The 22506-nt window shown below is 60.5% G+C and carries 24 protein-coding genes; 21 read left to right on the top strand and 3 right to left on the bottom strand.

Annotation, left to right across the window (positions count from 1 at the left end):
• The first annotated feature begins 2 nt into the window (after positions 1 to 2).
• The 19 genes from iscU to ACI2KS_RS02740 all read left to right on the top strand — a co-directional run bounded on the left by iscU (position 3) and on the right by ACI2KS_RS02740 (position 16205).
• Positions 3 to 389: a Fe-S cluster assembly scaffold IscU gene (iscU, locus tag ACI2KS_RS02830; RefSeq protein WP_062383507.1), complete on the top strand. Its 387-nt coding sequence runs from the start codon at positions 3 to 5 to the stop codon at positions 387 to 389.
• A gap of 51 nt (positions 390 to 440) precedes the next feature.
• Positions 441 to 764 (top strand): iron-sulfur cluster assembly protein IscA, encoded by a 324-nt coding sequence (iscA, locus tag ACI2KS_RS02825; protein ID WP_404616966.1) that lies wholly within the window; start codon positions 441 to 443, stop codon positions 762 to 764.
• An 8-nt stretch (positions 765 to 772) separates the two neighbouring features.
• A complete protein-coding gene (gene hscB, locus ACI2KS_RS02820) occupies positions 773 to 1291 on the top strand; it encodes a co-chaperone HscB (RefSeq protein ID WP_404616964.1) in 519 nt (172 codons plus the stop codon).
• Positions 1292 to 1336: 45 nt separating this feature from the next.
• Entirely contained in the window at positions 1337 to 3199 is a 1863-nt protein-coding gene (gene hscA, locus ACI2KS_RS02815) for a Fe-S protein assembly chaperone HscA (RefSeq protein WP_404616962.1), read from the top strand.
• A gap of 3 nt (positions 3200 to 3202) precedes the next feature.
• Positions 3203 to 3544, top strand: coding sequence for an ISC system 2Fe-2S type ferredoxin (gene fdx / locus ACI2KS_RS02810; RefSeq protein ID WP_404616960.1), 342 nt, complete (start codon positions 3203 to 3205; stop codon positions 3542 to 3544).
• A 13-nt stretch (positions 3545 to 3557) separates the two neighbouring features.
• Entirely contained in the window at positions 3558 to 3758 is a 201-nt protein-coding gene (gene iscX / locus ACI2KS_RS02805) for a Fe-S cluster assembly protein IscX (RefSeq protein ID WP_404616958.1), read from the top strand.
• Positions 3759 to 3848: 90 nt separating this feature from the next.
• Positions 3849 to 4274, top strand: coding sequence for a nucleoside-diphosphate kinase (ndk, locus tag ACI2KS_RS02800; protein ID WP_074752836.1), 426 nt, complete (start codon positions 3849 to 3851; stop codon positions 4272 to 4274).
• 27 nt (positions 4275 to 4301) lie between these two features.
• The gene (gene rlmN, locus ACI2KS_RS02795; protein ID WP_404616956.1) at positions 4302 to 5450 is read left to right on the top strand and encodes a 23S rRNA (adenine(2503)-C(2))-methyltransferase RlmN; all 1149 of its coding nucleotides are present in this window, start codon (positions 4302 to 4304) and stop codon (positions 5448 to 5450) included.
• A gap of 26 nt (positions 5451 to 5476) precedes the next feature.
• Complete coding sequence (pilW, locus tag ACI2KS_RS02790) at positions 5477 to 6235, top strand: type IV pilus biogenesis/stability protein PilW (RefSeq protein WP_404616954.1); 759 nt, start codon at positions 5477 to 5479, stop codon at positions 6233 to 6235.
• Complete coding sequence (locus ACI2KS_RS02785; protein ID WP_404616952.1) at positions 6235 to 7263, top strand: RodZ domain-containing protein; 1029 nt, start codon at positions 6235 to 6237, stop codon at positions 7261 to 7263. Before pilW ends, ACI2KS_RS02785 begins: the two co-directional genes overlap by 1 nt.
• A 3-nt stretch (positions 7264 to 7266) precedes the next feature.
• Complete coding sequence (gene ispG, locus ACI2KS_RS02780) at positions 7267 to 8376, top strand: flavodoxin-dependent (E)-4-hydroxy-3-methylbut-2-enyl-diphosphate synthase (protein ID WP_404616950.1); 1110 nt, start codon at positions 7267 to 7269, stop codon at positions 8374 to 8376.
• Positions 8377 to 8397: 21 nt separating this feature from the next.
• Entirely contained in the window at positions 8398 to 9687 is a 1290-nt protein-coding gene (gene hisS, locus ACI2KS_RS02775) for a histidine--tRNA ligase (protein ID WP_404616947.1), read from the top strand.
• A 36-nt stretch (positions 9688 to 9723) separates the two neighbouring features.
• The gene (locus ACI2KS_RS02770; protein ID WP_404616946.1) at positions 9724 to 10365 is read left to right on the top strand and encodes a YfgM family protein; all 642 of its coding nucleotides are present in this window, start codon (positions 9724 to 9726) and stop codon (positions 10363 to 10365) included.
• Complete coding sequence (gene bamB, locus ACI2KS_RS02765) at positions 10358 to 11509, top strand: outer membrane protein assembly factor BamB (RefSeq protein WP_404616944.1); 1152 nt, start codon at positions 10358 to 10360, stop codon at positions 11507 to 11509. Before ACI2KS_RS02770 ends, bamB begins: the two co-directional genes overlap by 8 nt.
• 152 nt (positions 11510 to 11661) lie before the next feature.
• Positions 11662 to 13131 (top strand): ribosome biogenesis GTPase Der, encoded by a 1470-nt coding sequence (der, locus tag ACI2KS_RS02760; RefSeq protein ID WP_404616942.1) that lies wholly within the window; start codon positions 11662 to 11664, stop codon positions 13129 to 13131.
• A gap of 118 nt (positions 13132 to 13249) precedes the next feature.
• The gene (locus tag ACI2KS_RS02755) at positions 13250 to 14398 is read left to right on the top strand and encodes a pyridoxal phosphate-dependent aminotransferase (protein WP_404616940.1); all 1149 of its coding nucleotides are present in this window, start codon (positions 13250 to 13252) and stop codon (positions 14396 to 14398) included.
• On the top strand, positions 14386 to 15177 hold the full coding sequence (locus tag ACI2KS_RS02750) for an amidohydrolase (protein WP_404616938.1): 792 nt from the start codon (positions 14386 to 14388) through the stop codon (positions 15175 to 15177). Before ACI2KS_RS02755 ends, ACI2KS_RS02750 begins: the two co-directional genes overlap by 13 nt.
• A gap of 58 nt (positions 15178 to 15235) precedes the next feature.
• Entirely contained in the window at positions 15236 to 15682 is a 447-nt protein-coding gene (locus ACI2KS_RS02745) for a hypothetical protein (RefSeq protein WP_404616936.1), read from the top strand.
• A gap of 118 nt (positions 15683 to 15800) precedes the next feature.
• Entirely contained in the window at positions 15801 to 16205 is a 405-nt protein-coding gene (locus ACI2KS_RS02740; RefSeq protein WP_404616934.1) for a hypothetical protein, read from the top strand.
• Positions 16206 to 16396: 191 nt separating this feature from the next.
• On the opposite strand, the gene leuA is transcribed toward ACI2KS_RS02740, so the two are convergent.
• From leuA to xseA, 3 genes are all read right to left on the bottom strand, one after another.
• Positions 16397 to 18082, bottom strand: coding sequence for a 2-isopropylmalate synthase (gene leuA / locus ACI2KS_RS02735; protein WP_404616932.1), 1686 nt, complete (start codon positions 18080 to 18082; stop codon positions 16397 to 16399).
• 455 nt (positions 18083 to 18537) lie between these two features.
• Positions 18538 to 19380 carry a peptidoglycan DD-metalloendopeptidase family protein gene (locus ACI2KS_RS02730; protein WP_404616930.1) on the bottom strand — a complete coding sequence of 281 codons (843 nt, stop codon included), beginning with the start codon at positions 19378 to 19380 and terminating at the stop codon, positions 18538 to 18540.
• Between the two features lie 3 nt (positions 19381 to 19383).
• On the bottom strand, positions 19384 to 20763 hold the full coding sequence (gene xseA / locus ACI2KS_RS02725) for an exodeoxyribonuclease VII large subunit (protein WP_404617254.1): 1380 nt from the start codon (positions 20761 to 20763) through the stop codon (positions 19384 to 19386).
• 228 nt (positions 20764 to 20991) lie between these two features.
• On the opposite strand from xseA, the gene ACI2KS_RS02720 reads away from it, so the two are divergent.
• Together ACI2KS_RS02720 and ACI2KS_RS02715 are read left to right on the top strand one after the other, a co-directional pair.
• Entirely contained in the window at positions 20992 to 21777 is a 786-nt protein-coding gene (locus ACI2KS_RS02720; RefSeq protein ID WP_404616928.1) for a sulfite exporter TauE/SafE family protein, read from the top strand.
• A gap of 70 nt (positions 21778 to 21847) precedes the next feature.
• Entirely contained in the window at positions 21848 to 22396 is a 549-nt protein-coding gene (locus ACI2KS_RS02715; protein ID WP_404616926.1) for a sugar ABC transporter ATPase, read from the top strand.
• Positions 22397 to 22506: the final 110 nt, after the last annotated feature.

Genomic DNA, 22506 nt, shown 5'->3' with positions numbered 1-22506 from the left:
TCATGGCTTACAGCGAAAAGGTCATTGACCACTACGAGAACCCGCGCAACGTCGGCAAGATGAACGCGGAAGATCCGGATGTCGGCACCGGCATGGTCGGCGCTCCAGCGTGTGGCGACGTCATGCGCCTGCAGATCAAGGTCAACGAGCAGGGCATCATCGAAGATGCCAAGTTCAAGACTTACGGCTGCGGTTCGGCGATCGCTTCCAGTTCGCTTGCGACCGAGTGGATGAAGGGCAAGACTCTGGACGAAGCAGAGACCATCAAGAACACTCAGCTGGCTGAAGAACTGGCGCTGCCGCCGGTGAAAATCCACTGCTCGGTACTCGCTGAAGACGCCATCAAGGCGGCCGTTCGCGACTACAAGCAGAAAAAAGGCCTGCTCTGATTCGAGCGCGTCTCGCTTGTCAGTAACTTGTTGTGAGGTTAAGGAGTCCCGATGACTATCAGCATGACCGAAGCTGCCGCCAACCATGTGCGTCGTTCCCTTGAAGGGCGCGGCAAGGGTGATGGCATTCGTCTGGGTGTTCGCACCACAGGTTGTTCTGGCCTTGCGTACGTACTCGAGTTCGTTGACGCGCCGGAAAGCGAAGACACGGTGTTCGAGTACCACGGCGTCAAGGTGATCATCGATCCCAAGAGCCTGGTCTACCTGGACGGCACCGAGCTTGATTTCGTCAAGGAAGGGTTGAACGAAGGCTTTAAGTTCAACAACCCCAACTCGCGCGGTGAATGTGGCTGCGGCGAAAGCTTCAACGTTTGAGGCTGACCGTGGGTACTCCTTGTCATTTCGCTTTATTCGATCTGCAGCCGGGTTTTCGCCTGGACCTCGATGTGCTGGCGACGCGTTATCGCGAGCTTGCCCGTAGCGTGCACCCCGACCGCTTCGCTGACGCTCCCGAGCGTGAGCAGCGCGTTGCGTTGGAGCGCTCGGCGAGCCTGAACGATGCCTACCAGACGTTGAAGAACGCGCCTAAACGGGCGCGTTACCTGTTGGCGCTCAAGGGTGAAGTTCCCCTTGAAGTCACCGTGCAGGACCCCGATTTTCTGATGCAGCAGATGCAATGGCGCGAAGAGCTCGAGGACTTGCAGGATGAGGCGGATCTGGACGGTGTGGCGGTATTCAAGCGCCGGCTGAAGGTGGCCCAGGAACAACTGAACGAAAGCTTCGCGGCCTGTTGGGACGATGCTGCACAGCGTGAGCAGGCCGAAAGGCTGATGCGCCGCATGCAGTTCCTCGACAAGCTCTCCTACGAAGTGCGCCAGCTCGAAGAGCGCCTCGACGATTAACCCCGCGCCGCCCTTGGGCGGCGCGCCAGTGATATCAGAAAAGCAATGGCTCTACTGCAGATCGCCGAACCCGGCCAAAGTCCAAAACCCCATCAGCGTCGTCTGGCCGTCGGGATCGACCTCGGCACCACCAACTCGCTGGTTGCTGCGCTGCGCAGCGGTATCAGTGAACCGCTGGCCGACGAGAGCGGGCAGGTCATCCTGCCGTCCGCGGTTCGCTACCATGCCGACCGCGTGGAAGTGGGCCAGTCGGCCAAAGACGCTGCCGCCACCGATCCCCTGAACACCGTCATCTCGGTCAAGCGCCTGATGGGGCGGGGCATCTCCGACGTGAAGCATCTGGGTGAGCAGCTGCCTTACCGCTTCATCGGCGGCGAGTCGCACATGCCGTTCATCGAGACCGTTCAGGGCCCGAAAAGCCCGGTCGAGGTCTCCGCCGACATTCTCAAGGTGCTGCGTCAGCGCGCCGAAGCGACATTGGGTGGCGAGCTGGTGGGTGCGGTGATTACCGTGCCGGCCTATTTCGACGACGCCCAGCGCCAGGCCACCAAGGATGCTGCCAAGCTGGCAGGGCTGACCGTGCTGCGTCTGCTCAATGAGCCGACTGCCGCTGCCGTTGCTTATGGTCTGGACCAGAACGCCGAGGGTGTCGTTGCGATCTATGACCTGGGCGGCGGTACGTTCGATATCTCGATTCTGCGGTTGACCGGCGGCGTCTTTGAAGTCATGGCCACCGGCGGCGACAGCGCCCTGGGCGGCGACGATTTCGACCATGCGATCGCCAGCTGGATTATCACTGAAGCCGGTTTGTCCGACGATCTCGATCCATCTGCCCAGCGCAGTCTGATGCAGACGGCTTGCGCGGCCAAGGAAGCGCTCACCGATACCGATTCGGTCGATGTGGTACACGGTGCCTGGACCGGCGTGCTGACCCGCGCTGCCTTTGATTCCCTGATCGAGACAATGATTGCACGCAGCCTCAAGGCGTGCCGCCGTGCGGTACGTGATTGCGGCATCGAGCTGGACGAAGTCGAAGCGGTGGTCATGGTCGGCGGCTCCACTCGTGTGCCACGAGTGCGTGAAGCTGTCGCTCAATTGTTCGGTCGCCAGCCATTGACCGAGATCGACCCGGATCAGGTGGTCGCGATCGGCGCGGCGATCCAGGCCGACACGCTGGCGGGCAACAAGCGTGATGGCGGTGAGTTGTTGCTGCTGGACGTGATCCCGCTGTCGCTCGGTCTTGAGACCATGGGCGGGCTGATGGAGAAGCTGATCCCGCGCAACACCACGATCCCGGTGGCGCGCGCGCAGGAGTTCACGACCTACAAGGATGGCCAGTCGGCGATGATGATTCACGTGCTGCAAGGCGAGCGTGAGTTGATCAGCGACTGCCGCTCACTGGCGCGTTTCGACTTGCGGGGTATCCCGGCCATGGTTGCCGGTGCGGCAAAGATTCGTGTCACGTTCCAGGTGGATGCCGACGGGCTGCTGAGCGTTTCTGCTCGCGAGCTGGCTTGCGGCGTGGAATCGAGCATCCAGGTCAAGCCTTCCTATGGCCTGACCGATGGCGAGATCACTCGCATGCTCAAGGATTCGTTCCAGTATGCAGGCGACGACAAGGTCGCTCGGGTGTTGCGCGAGCAGCAGGTCGACGCCCAGCGCCTGATCGAAGCCGTTGAAGGTGCGCTGCAGGCTGATGGCGAGCGTTTGCTCGATGCCGAGGAGCGCATGGTCATCGACATGCAGGTTGATGAACTCCGTGAATTGATGAAGGGCACCGACGGTGGGGCCATCGAGCAGCAGACCAAGCGTCTGTCGCAGGTGACCGACGCGTTCGCCGCCCGCCGCCTGGACTCGACGGTGAAAGCCGCGTTGTCGGGGCGCAACCTGAATGAGATTGAGGAATAACTGATGCCGCAGGTCATTTTTCTGCCACACGCCGAGCATTGCCCGGACGGTATGGTTGTCGAGGCCGAGGTCGGCAAGTCGATTCTTGAAGTGGCGCACGACAATCACATCGAAATCGAGAGCGCCTGCGGCGGTGTCTGCGCCTGCACCACTTGCCATTGCATCATCCGCGAGGGTTTCAACTCGCTGGAAGAGGCCGACGAGCTGGAAGAGGACTTTCTTGATCGTGCCTGGGGCCTGGAAGCGCAATCGCGTCTGGCCTGTCAGGCCAAGGTCGGGACTGAAGACCTGACCGTCGAGATCCCGAAATATTCGCTTAACCATGCCGCCGAAGCGCCGCACTGACCGAGGGATTGTCATGAGCTACGGTTGGAATGATGTACAACGCATCGCTGAAGAACTGGCCGAGAGCCATCCGGGCATCGATCCGTATTCGGTGGGCTTCGTCAAACTGCAACAGATGATCCAGGCGCTGCCGGATTTCGACGACACCTCCGGCCGGGTCGGCGAGAAGGTGCTTGAGGCGGTCCAGACCCTTTGGGCCGATGAAATAGACTGATCATCTTTGCACGTTAGGCAATACACCAGAACCCGCGTATAATTCGCGGGTTTAATTTTTCGCAATAATCACTGTTTCTGGAGTTACACCATGGCTGTTCAACGTACTTTCTCGATCATCAAGCCTGACGCCGTTGCTAAAAACGTAATCGGCGAAATCACCACCCGCTTCGAAAAAGCCGGTCTGCGTGTTGTGGCTTCGAAACTGAAGCAACTGTCCAAGGCCGAAGCAGAAGGTTTCTACGCTGAGCACAGCGCCCGTGGTTTCTTCGGTGACCTGGTAGCCTTCATGATTTCAGGTCCGGTTGTCGTTCAGGTCCTGGAAGGCGAAAACGCTATCGCTCTGAACCGCGAGCTGATGGGCGCTACCAACCCTAAAGAAGCCGCTGCCGGCACTATCCGTGCTGACTTCGCTGATTCCATCGACGCCAACGCTGTTCACGGCTCGGACTCCGAAGCTGCTGCTGCTCGCGAAATCGCTTACTTCTTCGCTGCTACCGAGGTAACCGCTCGCTAAGCTGCTGCTGCGAGTGAGGGTGAATCCATGACTGAGACAACTGGCAAAATCAACCTGTTGGGTCTGACCCAGCCGGAAATGGAAAAATTCTTCGAGTCCATCGGGGAGAAACGCTTCCGTGCCGGTCAGGTCATGAAGTGGATTCACCACTTTGGCGTCGATAATTTCGAGGCCATGACGAACGTCGGCAAGGTCCTGCGCGAGAAACTCGCCAGCCGTGCCGAAATTCGTGGTCCTGAAGTCGTCAGCGAGGACATCTCCACCGACGGTACCCGTAAATGGGTCGTGCGTGTGGCGTCCGGCAGCTGCGTCGAGACCGTCTACATTCCGCAGGGCAAGCGCGGCACACTGTGTGTCTCGTCCCAGGCGGGCTGCGCGCTGGATTGCAGTTTCTGCTCTACCGGCAAGCAAGGCTTCAACAGCAACCTGACCGCCGCCGAAGTCATCGGCCAGGTCTGGATTGCCAACAAATCCTTCGGCAGTGTCCCGGCCACCATCGACCGTGCCATCACCAACGTGGTGATGATGGGGATGGGCGAGCCATTGCTGAACTTCGACAATGTCGTGTCGGCCATGCATCTGATGATGGATGACCTGGGCTATGGCATTTCCAAGCGCCGGGTGACGTTGTCCACCTCCGGCGTGGTGCCGATGATCGATGAGCTGGCCAAGCATATCGACGTCTCGCTGGCGCTTTCGCTGCACGCACCCAACGATGCGCTGCGCAACCAGCTGGTACCGATCAACAAGAAGTACCCGCTCAAGATGTTGCTCGAGTCGTGCCGCCGCTACATGTCGGCGCTGGGCGAAAAGCGCGTGCTGACCATCGAGTACACGCTGCTCAAGGACATCAACGACAAGCCTGAGCATGCGATCGAGATGATCGAGCTGCTCAAGGATACCCCTTGCAAGATCAACCTGATTCCGTTCAACCCGTTCCCGCACTCCGGTTATGAGCGTCCGAGCAACAACGCGATCCGTCGCTTCCAGGATCTGCTGCACCAGGCGGGCTTCAACGTCACCGTGCGTACCACGCGCGGTGAGGACATCGATGCTGCCTGTGGCCAGTTGGTCGGACAGGTCATGGATCGCACTCGTCGCAGCGAACGTTACATCGCTGTACGCGAGCTCAACGCCGAGACCGAAGGGGCTCAGGTGGTTGCGGGCCGCACCTGACTGCGAATTTGACTGAGAGGATCTCTATGTCCCTGCGCGCTGCGCTGCTGCTGTGTTTTGCCACGCTGCTGGTGGGTTGTGTTTCCACTGGCAACGTCGATCCGCTGAGTACCGGCAAGGGACGTGATGAAGCTCGTCAGGCTTATGTGCAATTGGGCCTGGGTTATCTGCAGCAGGGGCAGATGGAACGTGCCAAGGCACCGTTGAAGAAAGCACTGGAGCTGGACAGCTCCGATGCCGATGCCAACGCTGCGCTGGCCCTGGTGTTTCAGGCCGAGCTTGAGCCTGAACTGGCGACGCAGTATTACGCCAAGGCGCTGTCGGCCCGCCCCAACGATGCTCGGATCCTCAATAATTACGGTGGTTTTCTTTACGAGCAGAAGCGCTACAAGGAAGCTTACGAGCGCTTCGAACAGGCCGCCGATGATAACCTCTATTCCGAGCGCGCCAGGGTCTTCGAGAACTTGGGCATGACCTCGCTGATGCTGGGTGATCGCGATGCCGCCCGTGAACAGTTCAACAAAGCCTTGAGGCTGGACCGTCAACAGCCGCGTGCTTTGCTGGAAATGGCTGAGTTGTCTTACGAAGACAGGCATTATGTGCCGGCGCGTGACTATTACGACCGTTTCAGCCAGCTTAGCGAGCAGAATGCACGTAGTCTGTTGCTGGGCACGCGCCTGGCGAAAATCTATGACGATCGCAACAAGGCAGCCAGTTATGGCCTGCAACTAAAAAGACTCTATCCCGGTACGCCGGAATATCAGCAATACCTGTCGGAGCAATGATGAAAGCGGCGCATCCCGAAGTTGTAGCAGCCACTCGCATGAATCCTGGTGTCACCTTGCGTCAGGCTCGCGAGAGTAAAGACTGGTCGCTGCCAGATGTGGCTTTGCGGTTGAACCTGACCGCGACTTCCCTGGGCTATGTGGAATCGGGCGATTTTGACAAGCTTCCGGGGCATACCTTTGCCCGGGGCTATATCCGTGCCTACGCGAAACTGATGGACCTGGACCAGGCAGCACTGGTCAGCCAGTTCGATCAGTACACCGGCACCGACGGCAAGGGCAGCAACGTGCACGCCCTTGGCCGCATCGAAGAGCCGGTGCGTCTGTCTCATAACATCCTGCGCATTGTCAGTTTGCTGCTGCTGGTGGCGTTGATCGGCGGTGGTTTTGTCTGGTGGCAGGATCAGGCGACCCTGCGTGGCAAGGAACCGACCAACCTGGGCATGGAGCACGTGGAGGTCGAAAGCGCCGATGGCACCACTCAGATCCATCCTCTGGACGAGCCGGAAGATCAGGCCGTTGCCGAGGCACAGAGCGCCACGAGCGCGCCATTGCCGCTGAACAACGCCGAACCTTCGACTGCTGCTCCGACAACGCCTGCCACCCCCGCAGCGCCTGCTCCGTCCAGCGCTGCTTCGGCCAGCTCGCCTGCCCACGGCACGCCCGCGACCCCGGTTGCACCTGCGCACGGCACAGCTGTTCCAGCCGCGCCAGCCACGGCGGCAGTCCCTGCGCCGGCACCCGCTCAGACGCCGGTTGCCACTGAAGCTGCGCCGACTCCGGCCGGTTTTGGTCGGGTACAGATGCAGTTCACCGCCGATTGCTGGTTCCAGGTCACAGACAGCAACGGCAAGGTACTGACCAGCGGGCTCAAGCGCGCGGGCGATAGCATCGACGTCAGCGGCAAGCCGCCCCTGGCAGTGCGCCTGGGTGTGGCCCATGCCGCGCAGGTCAGCTACAACGGTCAGCCGGTGGACGTCACACCTTTCACTTCGGGCCAGACGGCTCGCATGAAGCTGGGGCAATAAGTCATGCACGGCGAATCTCCGATCAAACGTCGCGAATCCCGCAAGATCTGGGTCGGCTCCGTGCCGGTCGGTGGTGATGCACCGATCGCGGTACAGAGCATGACCAACAGCGACACCAACGATGTGGCCGCGACTGTCGCCCAGATCAACCGTCTGGAAGCCGCAGGCGTGGACATCGTTCGTATTTCCGTCCCGGACATGGATGCCGCCGAGGCGTTCGGGCGGATCAAGCAACTGGTCAAGGTGCCGCTGGTCGCCGATATCCATTTCGACTACAAGATCGCCCTGCGCGTGGCTGAGCTGGGCGTCGATTGCCTGCGCATCAACCCGGGCAACATCGGCCGTGAAGACCGTGTGCGTGCCGTGGTCGATGCGGCGCGCGATCGTGGCATCCCGATCCGGATCGGCGTCAATGCCGGCTCCCTGGAAAAAGACCTGCAGAAGAAATACGGCGAACCGACCCCGGCAGCGCTGGTCGAGTCGGCGCTGCGTCATGTCGAGCACCTCGAACGCCTGAATTTCCAGGACTTCAAGGTCAGCGTGAAGGCCTCCGACGTGTTCATGGCGGTCGAGGCCTACCGTCTGTTGGCGAAGGAAATCGTCCAGCCGCTGCACCTGGGCATCACCGAAGCCGGTGGATTGCGATCAGGCACAGTGAAATCGGCCGTCGGCCTAGGTATGCTGCTGGCCGAAGGAATCGGCGATACCATCCGTATCTCGCTGGCCGCCGATCCTGTCGAAGAAGTGAAAGTCGGTTACGACATCCTCAAGTCGCTGCACCTGCGTTCCCGTGGTATCAACTTCATCGCCTGCCCGAGCTGCTCGCGGCAGAACTTCGATGTGGTCAAGACCATGAACGAGCTGGAAGGGCGCCTTGAAGATCTGCTGGTCCCGCTGGACGTCGCGGTGATCGGTTGTGTGGTCAACGGTCCTGGTGAAGCCAAGGAGGCGCATATCGGCCTCACCGGCGGCACCCCGAACCTGATCTACATCGATGGCAAGCCGGCGCAAAAGCTGACCAATGACAATCTTGTGGACGAGCTGGAACGCTTGATCCGCCAGAAAGCGGCCGAGAAGGTCCAGGCCGACGCAGCGTTGATCGTTCGCGGCTAACCCAGTTTCCAAGGAATTTTTGTGAGTAAGTCTCTGCAAGCCATTCGTGGCATGAACGACATCCTGCCGGACCAGACGCCGCTGTGGCGCTATTTCGAAGGCACCGTATCGCGTTTGCTGGATAACTACGGCTATCGCCAGATCCGCATGCCGATCGTTGAGTTCACCGACCTGTTCAAGCGCTCCATCGGCGAAGTCACCGACATCGTCGAAAAAGAGATGTACACCTTCGCCGACCGCAACGGCGACTCGCTTACCCTGCGCCCTGAAGGCACGGCGGCGTGCGTGCGTGCGGTGCTTGAGCACGGCATCACCGGTGGCGGTCAGGTTCAGAAGCTCTGGTACATCGGGCCGATGTTCCGTCACGAGCGCCCGCAGAAAGGCCGTTATCGCCAGTTTCACCAGATCGGTCTCGAGGTGTTCAACCTCGATGGTCCGGATATCGACGCCGAGCTGATCGTACTGACCTGGCGCCTGTGGGAAATGCTCGGCATTCGCAGTGCAGTCAAACTCGAACTCAACAGCCTGGGCACCAGTGAAGCCCGCGGCCGTTATCGCGAAGCGCTGGTCGAGTATCTCTCGGCGCGCCGCGAGCAACTGGACGAGGACAGCCAGCGCCGTCTGAAGACCAACCCGTTGCGCGTGCTCGATACCAAGAACCCTGAAACCCAGGCAGTGCTGGTCGACGCACCCAAGCTGGCCGATTACCTGGACGAAGAGTCGCGGCTGCACTTCGAAGGCCTGAAGGCGCGGCTGGATGCTGTCGGGATTCCGTACGTGATCAACCCGAAACTGGTCCGCGGTCTGGATTACTACAGCAAGACCGTTTTCGAGTGGGTCACCGATCAGCTCGGCGCCCAGGGTACTGTCTGTGCCGGGGGCCGTTACGACGGTCTGGTCGAGCAGATGGGCGGCAAGCCGACGACGGGTGTGGGCTTTGCCATGGGCATCGAGCGTCTGGTGTTGTTGCTCGAAACCCTTGAAAAGATCCCGGAAGAAATCTCGCGCACCGTCGACGTCTACGTCTGTGCCTTCGGTGAAGCTGCCGAACTGGCCGCACTGGCTCTGTCCGAGCGTCTGCGCGACCAGGCACCGATGCTGCGCCTGCAGGTCAATGCCGGGGCTGGCAGCTTCAAGAGCCAGTTCAAGAAAGCCGACAAGAGCGGCGCGCTGTATGCACTGATCCTCGGTGACGAAGAGCTGGCTCGCAAGGAAGTGGGCGTCAAGCCTCTGCGCGGCCAGGGCGAACAACAAAATATTGCCTGGGATGCTCTGTCCGAGCACCTGGCCGCCTGCATCGTGCAGGGTTGAAGCTGATAAACAGCCGAATTAGATAGGAGTATTGGGGTGTCGAGTACCGATGATGAACAGCTGGCTGCGGTAAAGGACTGGTGGCAGCGTAACGGCAAGCCTCTGGTCACCGGCGGTCTGCTCGCGGTGATCGTGGTGTTGGGCTGGCAGGCCTGGCACCGCTATCAGAACAACCAGGCACAAGGTGCTTCGGCCCTGTACCAGCAATTGCTGGAAACTGCTCTTGCCCCAAGCGGCCAGGCGGATGCCGGTCGTGTGGCCGAAATCGCTGGCAAGCTCAAGAGCGAGTTTGGCGGTACCGCATACGCCCAGTACGGCAGCCTGTTCGTGGCCAAGGTCGCGGTCGATACCGGCAAGCTGGACGATGCGGCAACCGAGCTGAAAACCGTCAATGACAAGCCAGCCACGCCGACGTTGGGCGAAATCGCCCGTCAGCGTCTGGCTCGCGTGCTGGCGGCACAGAACAAGGCAGAAGACGCGCTGAAGCTGCTTGACGGCCAGGTCGACAAGGCATTCGCGGCCAGCCGTGAAGAGCTGCGCGGCGATCTGCTGGTCCAGCTGGGTCGGACCGATGATGCCTACGCTGCATACAAGAAAGCCAAGGCTGCGCTGTCCGAGGAATCGGCTGTCGGTGGCCTGCAAATGAAGCTCGACGATCTGGCCAAAGGGGATGCGTGACGTGATTCGTTGGAAACATGCAGCATTGCTGGCTCTGGCCATTCTGGCCGCGGGTTGCAGCAGCAACAGCAAAAAGGAATTGCCCCCGGCCGAGCTGACCGACTTCAAAGAAGAAGTGGTTCTGCAGAAGCTGTGGAGCCGCTCGGTCGGTGACGGCCAGGGCGATATCTACAACATGCTGGTTCCGGCCATCGACGGCGAGAACATCTACGCTGCCGACGCCAACGGTCTGGTCATGGCGATCAACCGTGGCAACGGCGACGTGGTCTGGAAGAAAGAGCTTGAACAGCCTGTCTCCGGCGCCGTCGGCGTAGGTTTCGGCATGGTCATGCTCGGCACCCTGCGTGGCGAAGTGATCGTCCTCGACCAGGCTACTGGCGAGCAGAAGTGGAAGGCCAAGGCCACCAGTGAAGTGCTGTCCGCGCCAGGCACCAACGGCGACGTGGTGGTTGCCCAGACCCAGGACGACAAGGTCATCGGTTACGATGCAGCAACCGGTACCCAGCGCTGGCTTTACGAGAGCAGCCCTGCGGTGCTGACTCTGCGTGGCACCGGTGCTCCTATCGTCACCAACCAGCTGGCTGTTGCAGGGCTGTCGACCGGCAAGGTCGTGGCACTGGACACCAGCAACGGCGTGCCGGTCTGGGAGCAACGGGTTGCGATCCCGCAAGGTCGCTCGGAACTCGATCGTGTGGTCGATATCGATGGCGGCCTGCTGCTGTCCGGCACCACGCTGTACGTTGCCACCTATCAGGGCCGCGTAGCGGGTCTGGAACTGCAGAGCGGCCGCGTGCTGTGGCAGCGTGATGCCTCGAGTTACTCGGGTGTCGCGCAAGGTTTTGGCAGTGTGTATGTTTCGCTGGCCAACGGCACCGTGGAAGGCGTCGATGAGCGCTCTTCCACCGCGTTGTGGAGCAATGATTCGCTGGCCCGTCGCCAGTTGGGCTCACCTGAGGTGTTCTCCAGCTACGTAGCGGTCGGTGACATGGAGGGCTATCTGCACCTGCTGAGCCAGGTTGACGGTCACTTCGTCGGCCGTGAAAAGATCGACAGCGATGGCCTGCGCGCACGCCCTCTGGTGTCGGGCAATACCATTTACGTCTTCGGCAACAGCGGCAAGCTGGAAGCCCTGACGATCAAGTAGTGGCTGTCTATGCTTGAGGAGGCTAGCGTTACGGCTTTCCTTGGGCGGCCCCGCATTGACGGGGCCTGCGGCACTTCGGGTGCCGCTCCGAACTCCGGCCGCTGCCTTGCAGCGGCTTTTGTATTTTCTGAAATAACGAAGTGGAGAGCCGCATGGTTCCCGTAATCGCCCTGGTGGGTCGACCGAACGTCGGCAAGTCCACCTTGTTCAATCGCCTGACCAGGACTCGCGACGCCATCGTCGGCGACTTGTCCGGTCTGACCCGTGATCGCCAATACGGTGAGGCCAAGTGGCAAGGGCGTACCTACATCCTGATCGACACCGGCGGTATCTCCGGTGACGAGCACGGCATGGACGAAAAAATGGCCGAGCAGTCGCTGCTGGCCATCGAAGAAGCCGATGTCGTGCTGTTCCTGGTGGACGCCAAGGCCGGCTTCACCGCTGCCGACCAGATGATTGGCGAGCACCTGCGCAAGCGCAACAAGACCTCCTACGTGGTCGCCAACAAGGTCGATAACATCGACCCTGACATGGCCCGCGCAGAGTTCGCCCCACTGGGCATGGGCGACGCCATCCCGGTCGCCGGTGCCCACGGTCGCGGCATCACGCAGATGCTGGAAATCGCCCTGCGCGAATTCCCCAAGGATGCCGACGAGCTGGAAGAAGGCGAGCAGGAAGACGTTGCCGAAGGCGAGGAAGCCAAGCGCATTCCCGGCCCGAGCGAAAAAGACGGCATCAAGATCGCGATCATCGGTCGTCCCAACGTCGGCAAGTCGACGCTGGTCAACCGCATGCTCGGGGAAGACCGGGTCATCGTCTACGATGAGCCCGGCACCACCCGCGACAGTATCTACATCCCGTTCGAGCGCAACGAGGAGAAGTACACGCTGATCGACACCGCCGGTGTGCGCAAGCGCGGCAAGATCCACGAAGAAGTCGAAAAATTCTCCGTGGTCAAAACCCTGCAGGCGATCAAAGACGCCAACGTGGTGATCTTCGTGATGGATGCCCGCGAAGGCGTGGTCGATCACGACCTCAATCTGCTGGGCTTTGCGCTGGAAGCAGGCCGGGCACTGGTCATCGCACTGAACAAGTGGGACGGCATGGTGCCGAGCGAGCGCGACTACGTGAAGACCGAGCTTGAACGCCGGTTGTTCTTCGTCGATTTCGCCGACATCCACTTCATCTCGGCGCTGCACGGCACTGGCGTGGGTAACCTGTATCAGTCGGTACAGAACTCGTTCAAGTCTGCCGTGACCCGTTGGCCGACCAGCCGTCTGACCCAGATCCTCGAAGACGCAGTCGGCGAGCACGCGCCACCGATGGTCGGCAGTCGCCGCATCAAGCTGCGCTACGCTCACCTGGGTGGTGCGAACCCGCCGCTGATCGTGATTCACGGCAACCAGGTCGAGAAAGTGCCGAAGTCGTATGTGCGCTATCTGGAAAACACTTATCGCCGTGTGCTCAAGCTGGTCGGTACGCCGATCCGCATTGAATTCAAAGGCGGCGAGAACCCGTACGAAGGCAACAAGAACACGCTGACCGACCGTCAGGTCAACAAGAAGCGTCGGATGATGTCGCACCACAAGAAAGCCGACAAGAAGCGCCGCGACAAGCGCTGATCGTGTAACGGACTTTCTTCGAAAAGGCGCCAATGGCGCCTTTTTTTGTGGGCGTCGTCTGGGCTATCCTGCGGGTCCCCGCGCCGTTCTGGAGCCGGGTGTGGAGCAGGAAAACCCTATGATCACCAGCAAATTGCCGAACGTTGGCACCACCATCTTCACCGTGATGTCCCAGCTTGCAGCTGAAACCGGGGCGATCAATCTGTCTCAGGGTTTTCCTGATTTCGATGGGCCCGACGCACTGCGTGAGGCCCTCTGCCGTCACACCATGGACGGCCACAATCAATATGCACCGATGACCGGCCTGCCGGCGTTGCGCGAACAGGTCGCGGCCAAGATCGCCCGTTCTTACGGGCGTCAGGTCGACATGAACACCGAGGTGACTATCACCCCCGGCGCCACCCACGCCATCTTCTGCGCGATCCAGACCGTGGTTCGCGCCGGCGATGAGGTCATCGTCTTCGACCCAAGCTATGACAGCTACGAGCCTTCGGTGGAACTGGCGGGTGGTCGCTGCGTGCATGTGCAACTCAAGGATGGCGACTTCTCCATCGACTGGGAAAAGCTCGGTGCGGCCCTGAGCCCACGCACGCGCATGATCATCATCAACTCGCCGCACAACCCCAGCGGCGCATTGATCACCCGCAGCGAGCTGGACCAGCTGGCGGCATTGATCCGTGATCGCGACATCTACATCGTCAGCGACGAGGTCTACGAGCATCTGGTGTTCGATGGGGTCAAGCACGCCAGCATCCTGGCCCACGAGGAGCTGTATCAGCGCGCTTTTGTCGTCAGCTCGTTCGGCAAGACCTACCACGTGACAGGCTGGAAGACCGGTTATCTGGTGGCGCCGCCTGCGCTGAGCGCCGAGATGCGCAAGATTCACCAGTTCGTCGGCTTCTGTGGTGTGACCCCGTTGCAATGGGCCTTGGCCGATTTCATGGCCGAGTGTCCGCAGCATGTCGAGCAATTGCCGGCGTTCTATCAAGCCAAGCGCGACTTCTTCTGCGACCGCCTGGAGTCTTCTCGTTTCACATTCACCCGCGCTGCCGGCACCTACTTTCAGCTGGTCGATTATTCACAGATTCGCCCGGATCTGAACGACGTCGAGATGTCGCTGTGGATGACCCGCGAGCACGGCGTGGCCAGCATTCCACCGTCGGTGTTCTACCAGAACCCACCCGAAGGCCAGCGCCTGATTCGCCTGTGCTTTCCCAAGCGTGAGGAGACGTTGCGTCAGGCAGCGGAAAAACTATGCGCGATCTGAGTGAGTTGCCCAGCCTGAACATCGCATTGGTCCAGACAACCCTGGTCTGGCACGACTGCCTGGCCAACCATGCCCACTTTGAAGAATTGCTGGAACAGGCCCGTGGCGCCGATCTGGTGATTCTGCCGGAGATGTTCACCACCGGTTTTTCCATGGAATCCGAGGTCCTTGCCGAGCCTGAGAACGGCATGACCTCGACATGGCTGTTGAGTCAGGCCAGGCGCATCGACGCCGTGGTGACCGGCAGCGTGATCATCCGCGCCGCCGATGGCAGCCACCGTAATCGCCTGCTGTGGGCGCGCCCGGACGGCGAGCTGCTGCATTACGACAAGCGCCATCTGTTTCGTATGGCCGGTGAGCACGAGCATTACAGTCCCGGCGAGCGCCAGGTGCAGTTCGAGCTCAAGGGCTGGCGCATTCGTCCGTTGATTTGCTACGACTTGCGCTTCCCGGTCTGGAGTCGCGGCGCCCAGGACACAGATCTGCTGCTGTACACGGCGAACTGGCCCGGGGCCCGCCGCCAGCACTGGAACCGCCTGTTGCCGGCGCGGGCCATCGAGAACCTGTGCTACGTGGCTGCCGTCAATCGCATCGGCACCGATGGCAAGGGCTTCGCGTACACCGGCGACAGTCAGGTGCTGGATTTTCAGGGCGAGAGCCTGCTGAACATCGGCGAGGCCGACGGCGTGTTCCATGTCAGTCTGTCCGCCGAGAGCCTCGCGGCCTACCGGCAGAAATTTCCGGCATATCTCGACGCTGATACATTCGAGATACACTAAAGTCATGGAGTTTGCGGGGTGGTCGGTCGATAGCGTTGTACCAAAACAGGAGATCGGTATGACCACCATCAACGCGTCCTCATTGAGTTCTTACTCCAGCAGCTTCACCGTCGCAGTCAAGAAAGACACCTCGGCTACCACGGCTGCTGCGGCCGACAGCGACACTTCGACCGACGCTGCCGCAGCATCGACTTCCGCCTCGCCCACAGGCGCCGCAGGGGGTGCCGGTGGCGCTGGCGCAGCGGGCGGCTCCACTGATTCGTCCAGCGAAAGCGAGCAGGCGATCGAGAAGCTTCAGGAGCAGATCAAGGAAACCCAGAAGCGTCTGCAAGAGCAGGAACAGCAACTGGCCGCCGCGCAGACCAGCAAAGGTTCGGACGAAGAAAAGTCGCAACGCGTAATGGCCATCCAAGGCCAGATATCCACCACCACCGCAAGCCTGGCGACCCAGGAAGCAGCACTGGTGCAGTTGCAGAAGTCCGGAAGCATCAATACCACCGCTTGATCCTCCGATCCGAAAGCGCTCCATGACCCGGTCGTGGGGCGTTTTCGTGCGCGTAAAACAATGACCTTCAGTTCTTTGTAAGCTGGCCGATACAAAGTGCACAGAACAGGAGTTCACCATGACCACAATCAATACGAGTTCGTTGAGTGCCTACTCCAGCGTTTTCACGGCTGGATTGAAGAACAACGAGTCCACCAAGAGCGACGCCACCACGGCCAACGTAAGCCTGCGCGGCAACGTGTATCAAGAGCCTGGCGCCAAGGTCGGGGAGACACAAGCACCTGCTTCGCCTCGCGAGCAGATGATCAAGCAGCTGCAGGAACAGATCAAACAGACGCAGAAGATCCTCACGCAACAGCAGCAACAACTGGCCGTCGCGATGAACAGCAAAGCGTCGGATCAGGAAAAAGCGGCTCAGGTCATGGCCATCCAGCAACAGATCGCCGGAACCATGGCACAGTTGACCGCGCAACAGGCGGCGTTGCTGGAGTTGATGAAAGGTACGGTCAGCACCACTGCCTGACTGGATCGGCGCCAACGAAAAGGCCCTGAAGCTTTCGCTGCAGGGCCTTTTTTGTAGCGCCGATGCGTGGATACCGGCAACCTTTATGCGTTCTCTGCGGCGGTCCGGTTTGCCGACGGTAGCGATCTTGCGGACGTTACCGCCGGCAAGCTCGACTACTACGCAGTAGCGGTCGGGCACGCCGGCTTTGGTCAGGCGGCCTTGGCGGCATCCTCGGCCTGCAGCAGTGCGCGATTCAACGCGCTGAACAATGCCTTGAAGCTGGCAGTGGTGATGTTTTCATCAATGCCCACGCCATGCACCGCACGGTCGCCGTTCACACGCAGTTCGATATAAGCCGCAGCCTTGGCCGTGGTGCCTGCACCGATGGCGTGCTCGTTGTAGTCCATGATTTCCGCCTTGACCGGCAGGCCGGCAACCAATGCCTCCAGCGCACCATTGCCTCGGCCTTTCCAGTGCAGGTTGCTTTCGCCGTCGCCCTTGCCGGTGACTTCGACCTCCACCGCGCTGTGACCGTTTTCTTCCTGCAGACGATGGCTGACCAGCGCATAAGGTTTATTGGCCTGCAGGTATTCGCGTTTGAACAGCGAGTAGATCTGCTGCGCGGTCATTTCCAGGCCCAGACGGTCGGTTTCGCCCTGAACCACCTGGCTGAACTCGATCTGCATGCGACGCGGCAAGGAGATGCCGTACTCCTGTTCCAGCAGATAGGTGATGCCACCTTTGCCGGACTGGCTGTTCACGCGAATCACCGCCTCGTAGCTGCGGCCGATGTCTGCCGGGTCGATCGGCAGGTAAGGCACTTCCCACAGGGTGCCTTCTTTCTGCTGCGAGAAGCCCTTGCGGATGGCGTCCTGGTGCGAGCCGGAGAACGCGGTGTGCACCAGGTCGCCAACATACGGATGACGCGGGTGGACCGGAATCTGGTTGCACTCTTCAACGACCTTGCGCACGCCGTCGATGTCGGAAAAGTCCAGTTGCGGGTTCAGACCCTGGGTGTACATGTTCAGTGCAACCGTCACCAGATCGACGTTACCGGTCCGTTCGCCATTGCCGAACAGGCAACCTTCGACACGGTCTGCGCCAGCCATCAGGCCCAGTTCGGTAGCGGCGACACCGGTGCCACGGTCATTGTGGGTGTGCAGGCTGATGATCACGCTGTCGCGACGGCTGATGTTGCGGCAGAACCATTCTATCTGGTCGGCGTAAATGTTCGGCGTGGCCACTTCAACGGTGGCTGGCAGGTTGAGGATCACTTTGTTCTGCGGGGTGGCATTCCAGACTTCGATTACCGCGTCACAGACTTCCTTGGCGAAATCCAGCTCGGTGGCGCTGAAGGTCTCAGGCGAATACTCGAACTGCCACTGGGTTTGCGGTTGTTTGGCTGCGTATTTGACGAACAGCTTGGCAGCGTTGACCGCGATGGCCTTGATGCCTTCCTTGTCCTGGTTGAAGACGATGCGCCGGAACGAGGGGGAGGTCGCGTTGTACAGGTGAACGATGGCCTTCTTGGCGCCGCGCAGTGATTCGAAGGTGCGCTCGATCAAGTCTTCGCGGCCTTGGGTCAGCACCTGGATGGTGGTGTCGTCCGGGATGTGTCCGTCTTCGATCAGCGTGCGCACGAAATCGAAGTCGGTCTGCGATGCGGCCGGAAACGAGGCTTCGATTTCCTTCACGCCGACCTGCACCAGGGTTTTCCAGAAACGCAGCTTCTTGACCGCATCCATGGGCTCGATCAACGACTGGTTACCGTCACGCAGGTCGGAACTGCACCAGATCGGCACCTCGGTAATGGTCTTGGAAGGCCAGGTGCGATCAGGCAGATCGATGACAGGGAACGCGCGGTATTTGGTCGAGGGATCTTTGAGCATGGTCATGTGGATAATCCTTTTTGTATTCAGGGCCGAGAAGAGGCGGCCAGCCGATTAAATCGAGAGACAGGGTCGAGGCACCGCGATTTACCCAGGCAGTCGTGCACTGACGAGGCTGAGGCAGCGGTGTTGACGCAGCAAGATGAGGTTTTGAGAGGCTTTCATGTGTCCAACCGTAACCAATGGGGTGAAAGCTGGCAAGCAGTTGCAAAAAATTGAGAGAAATTTTCGATAGAGGCTCAATATTGATATTTATCGGCGCTTTATCGCTGGGTTACGAGATTTTATTGCCAGGCTATTTCGGTCTGCGCAACTCGATCAACTTCTGCGCAACTGCTCAACTGTAGGAGTGAGCTTGCTCGCGATGCTTTGTGTCAGTCGGTACCAATGTCACCGCATCACCGCATCACCGCATCACCGCATCACCGCATCGCGAGCAAGCTCACGCCTACAGATTCACATCACGGCTGAAACGCATTGATGAAAATCGCCGGATCGACCCGCGCGTCGTTCAGGCTCACGTTCCAGTGCATGTGCGGGCCCGTGGCGCGTCCGGTCGAACCCACGCGTCCGACCACGCCGCCGCGGGGCACGCTATCGCCGACCTTCACCTCGATCTTCGACATGTGGCAGAACATGCTGATGAATCCCTGGCCATGATCGACGAATACCGTGTTGCCGTTGAAGAAGTAATTGCCGATCAGGATGACCTTGCCCGCAGCCGGCGACTTGATCGGAGTGCCCGCCGGTACCGCGAAATCCAGGCCGGCGTGGGGATTGCGCTCCTCGCCATTGAAGAAACGCCGCACGCCGAACTTGCTGGAGAGCGGCCCGTCCACCGGTTTGTCCAGCATCAGGTTGCTCGGCGTGCCGGCGCTGAAGCTGCGGTAGGCGCGTACCTGAACGTCCAGTTCCCCCTCGATGCGTTTCAGATCATCCGGATTCGGGTTGACCTGGCGCTGGTTTTTGAGGGTGATGCGCTGCTCGGGATACTGCTTGCTGCCGACGCTGAATGGCAGGCTACGACCGCCGCTGGCCACTTGTTGGGCACTGCCGGGTTTGACGCTCAGCGGGATGCCGACAATCGCCAGCCAGCGTGCGTCCTGATCCTTGACCACCAGTACCGGCTTGCCTTGCCATGTCGCCTTCGGGGCTTGCGCTGCGGGGCCCAGGTCGACCACTGCCACACCACCCGGCACAGGCTTGTTGAGCAGACGCGAGATGTAGCTGTCGGCATGCGCCGGCAGGGCCAGGCACATGGCCAGAGCGGCACCGGCCAGTGAGCGCGAGATAAAAGGCAGCATCGGTCAATCCAGTAGAGAAAGGGTCACGGGGGTGAGATGGTTGTCCTCGACCCGCACTTGCAGTTCGCCCTCGGCCAGTCTTGCCGTAAGGCGCTGACCGGTGTGGGTCTGTTCGGCCGTGCGGATCGCCCTGCCACGTTCATCGAGCAAGATGCTGTAGCCACGGCCGAGGGTCGCTAACGGGCTGACCACGTTGAGCGTCTGAACCTGGCCTTGCAGGTGCAGGCGGCGGGTCTTGAGGTTTTCCTTTATTGCCCGCGGCAGGCGTTCGGCCAGCACCTCCAGACGCTGACGCAGAAACGCCAGGGTGCGCCCGGGGTGTTGCGCGGCCAAGCGACTCTGCAGGTGGCCCATGCGCACTTGACGCTTGTGCATCTGCTGCTCGAAAGCCCGACGCAGGCGCATGTCCAGGTCGTCGAGGCGCTGCGCACGCTGACGCAGGCGCTCACCGGGGTGACGCAAGCGGCGAGAGATGCCATCCAGGCGCAGCTGTTCGCGCATCAGGCGATCCTGCATGCGACTGATCAGGCGGCGTTGCAGACTGTCGACGCGGCGGTGCAGGTCACTGGAATCAGGGGCCAGCAATTCGGCGGCAGCCGATGGCGTGGGAGCGCGCACGTCGGCGACAAAATCACTGATCGATACATCGGTTTCGTGACCGACGGCGCTGACAATCGGCGTTACGCAGGCATCGATGGCCCGGGCCACGGCCTCTTCGTTGAAACACCACAAATCTTCCAGCGAGCCACCGCCACGGGCCAGGATCAGCGCGTCAAAGCCGCGGCTGTCCGCCAGGTTGAGGGCGCGGACGATCTGATTGATCGCTTCGCGACCCTGCACCGCCGTGGGGATCAGCGTCAGTTCGACTTGAGGGGCACGGCGGCGGAATACGCTGATGATGTCGCGAATCACCGCGCCAGTGGGCGAGCTGATGATGCCGATGCGCCGTGGATGCAACGGCAGCGCAACCTTGCGTTCGGCGCTGAACAGCCCTTCAGCGCTGAGCTTTTCCTTCAGTGCATCGAAGGCCAGCCGCAACGCGCCGTCGCCAGCGGGTTCGACAGTGTCGAGGATCAGCTGGTAATCGCCGCGCCCTTCGAACAGCGAGACCTTGCCACGCACCTTGACCGCCAGGCCATCCTTGAGCGCCTGACGGACCCGCGCCGCATTGCTGCGAAACAGTGCGCAACGCACCTGGGCGCCGCTGTCCTTGAGGGTGAAGTAGACATGGCCGGACGCCGGGCGCGACAGGTTGGAGATTTCCCCCTCCACCCAGATGTTGGCGAACACATCTTCCAGCAACACGCGCGCGCGGCCGTTGAGTTGGCTGACAGTGAGGACTTCCCGGTCAAGGCCGAGTCTTGCGAAGGGGTCTTTGATCATGGCGGGCATGATAAAGGCATTGGGGGGCGATGTCGTGCATCAGCAGGTCACCGCCGAACCTGTAGGAACAGTCGGAGGTTACGGCGACTGCGAAAGCGGGGTGTCAGACTTCACACCAATGACTGACCCGACCCCCTCGCGAGCAAGCTCACTCCTACAGGGATTATCGGGGCAAGCGCGCTCCTATAGTATCTTGCGCCACCACTAAATGATCCAAGGAACGGAAAAATGCTCACCACCATCAGCGAATTGTCGGGCGTCTTCAGTCAATTGGGTCTGACGCCGCTGGACTGGTTGTTCATCGAGGGCGGGGTCATTGCCGCTTATCTGGTGTTTGCCATTGCCGGGTTCGGTACAGCGCTGGTGGCAGGTCCCGTACTGATCCATTTCATGCCGTTGTCGCGCATCATTCCGTTGCTGGTGATGCTGGACTTCCTCGCCGCCTTCAGTCATCTGCTGCCGTCAAGGCAATCGGTGGTGCGCTCGGAACTGCTGCGCATGGTGCCGTGCATGGCGGTGGGCTGCACGATCGGGGTGCTGTTCCTGCTCAACCTCAAATCCGATGTTCTTCTGTTGTTGATGGGCCTGTTTTTGGTCAGCTACTCGCTGTACAGCCTGGCGGTAAAGGTGCGTCCTACCCAATTGGCAGCCGCCTGGTCGGTGCCGATGGGGACTCTGGGTGGATTGTTCGGTGCGCTGTTTGGCAGTGGCGGCTTTTTATATGCGATCTACCTCAATGGCCGCCTGACCGACAAGACCCAGGCGCGGGCCACGCAGAACGCGCTGATCAGTTGCAGCACCATCGTGCGCCTGAGCCTGTTCGTGATCACCGGCGTCTATGCGCAGGTTTCGCTGTTGCTGCTGGCCGTCTGCCTGTTGCCGGCGATGATCGTTGGCTCGTGGATCGGCCGCCGCCTGGTCATGCGCCTGTCACGAGAGACGTTCGTGCGTCTGGTGACCTGGATGGTGCTGATCAGCGGGATCACGCTCATCGGTCGCTACCTGGCAGGCTGAACGCCATACTTGACGTCTACAGCGGTGGTATTAAGCTGCCGCCCCCGATCAAACCGCAGTCAGGCCCGTCATGAACACCCAAAGCATCATCGTCCCGCAAATCTCCAGCTTCCCTGCGCGTGAAGCGAAGGCGCGGGCGGTCCTGCGCTGGCTGGTGAAGCTGGACGTGGTGGAAGAGGCACTGACCACTTGCGGGCGCAGTTTCAATCGCATGGCCTACGCGATCGGCCCCGGTGCGCGACGCGTGGTCGAAAACCCTGACGCGTTGCCCTACGGTCAGCCGGTCAACGGCCTGGAGATCGTGCTCAAACGCTGCATCTACACGCCCCAGCAGGGTTTCAAGGAGGAGGCCGGTTGCCCCGAATGTCGGCGTGAAATCGGCGAGGCATTGTTCGACAGCCTGGAGGAATGGATGCCGGGCCATACCGACAACTTCATCTGTCCGGAATGCCGTCATGAGGACGACATCAATGGCTTTCTGTTTCTCGATCCGTGCGGCTTTTCCAACCTGGGGTTTATCTTCAACGACTGGCTGGCGGCCGGGTTCAAGGCCAGTTTCGTCGAAGAGTTCGGCGAACGTCTGGATCGTCCGGTGGCCTTCGTCAAAGTCCGGCTATAAAAGCACCGCAGCGCCATAGTTCTTCTGCATCGAACTGATTATTAAATAGGCTGATCTTTACATTGAGCAAGGGCACCTCTCTGGGTATAATGGCGCGCTTCCATTTTCCC

Origin of the sequence: Pseudomonas sp. NPDC087358 (genome assembly GCF_044900785.1) — a bacterium.
Taxonomy (GTDB): domain Bacteria; phylum Pseudomonadota; class Gammaproteobacteria; order Pseudomonadales; family Pseudomonadaceae; genus Aquipseudomonas.
The sequence above is the reverse complement of the archived record's forward strand: the minus strand, read 5'-3'. Positions and strand labels throughout refer to the sequence as shown.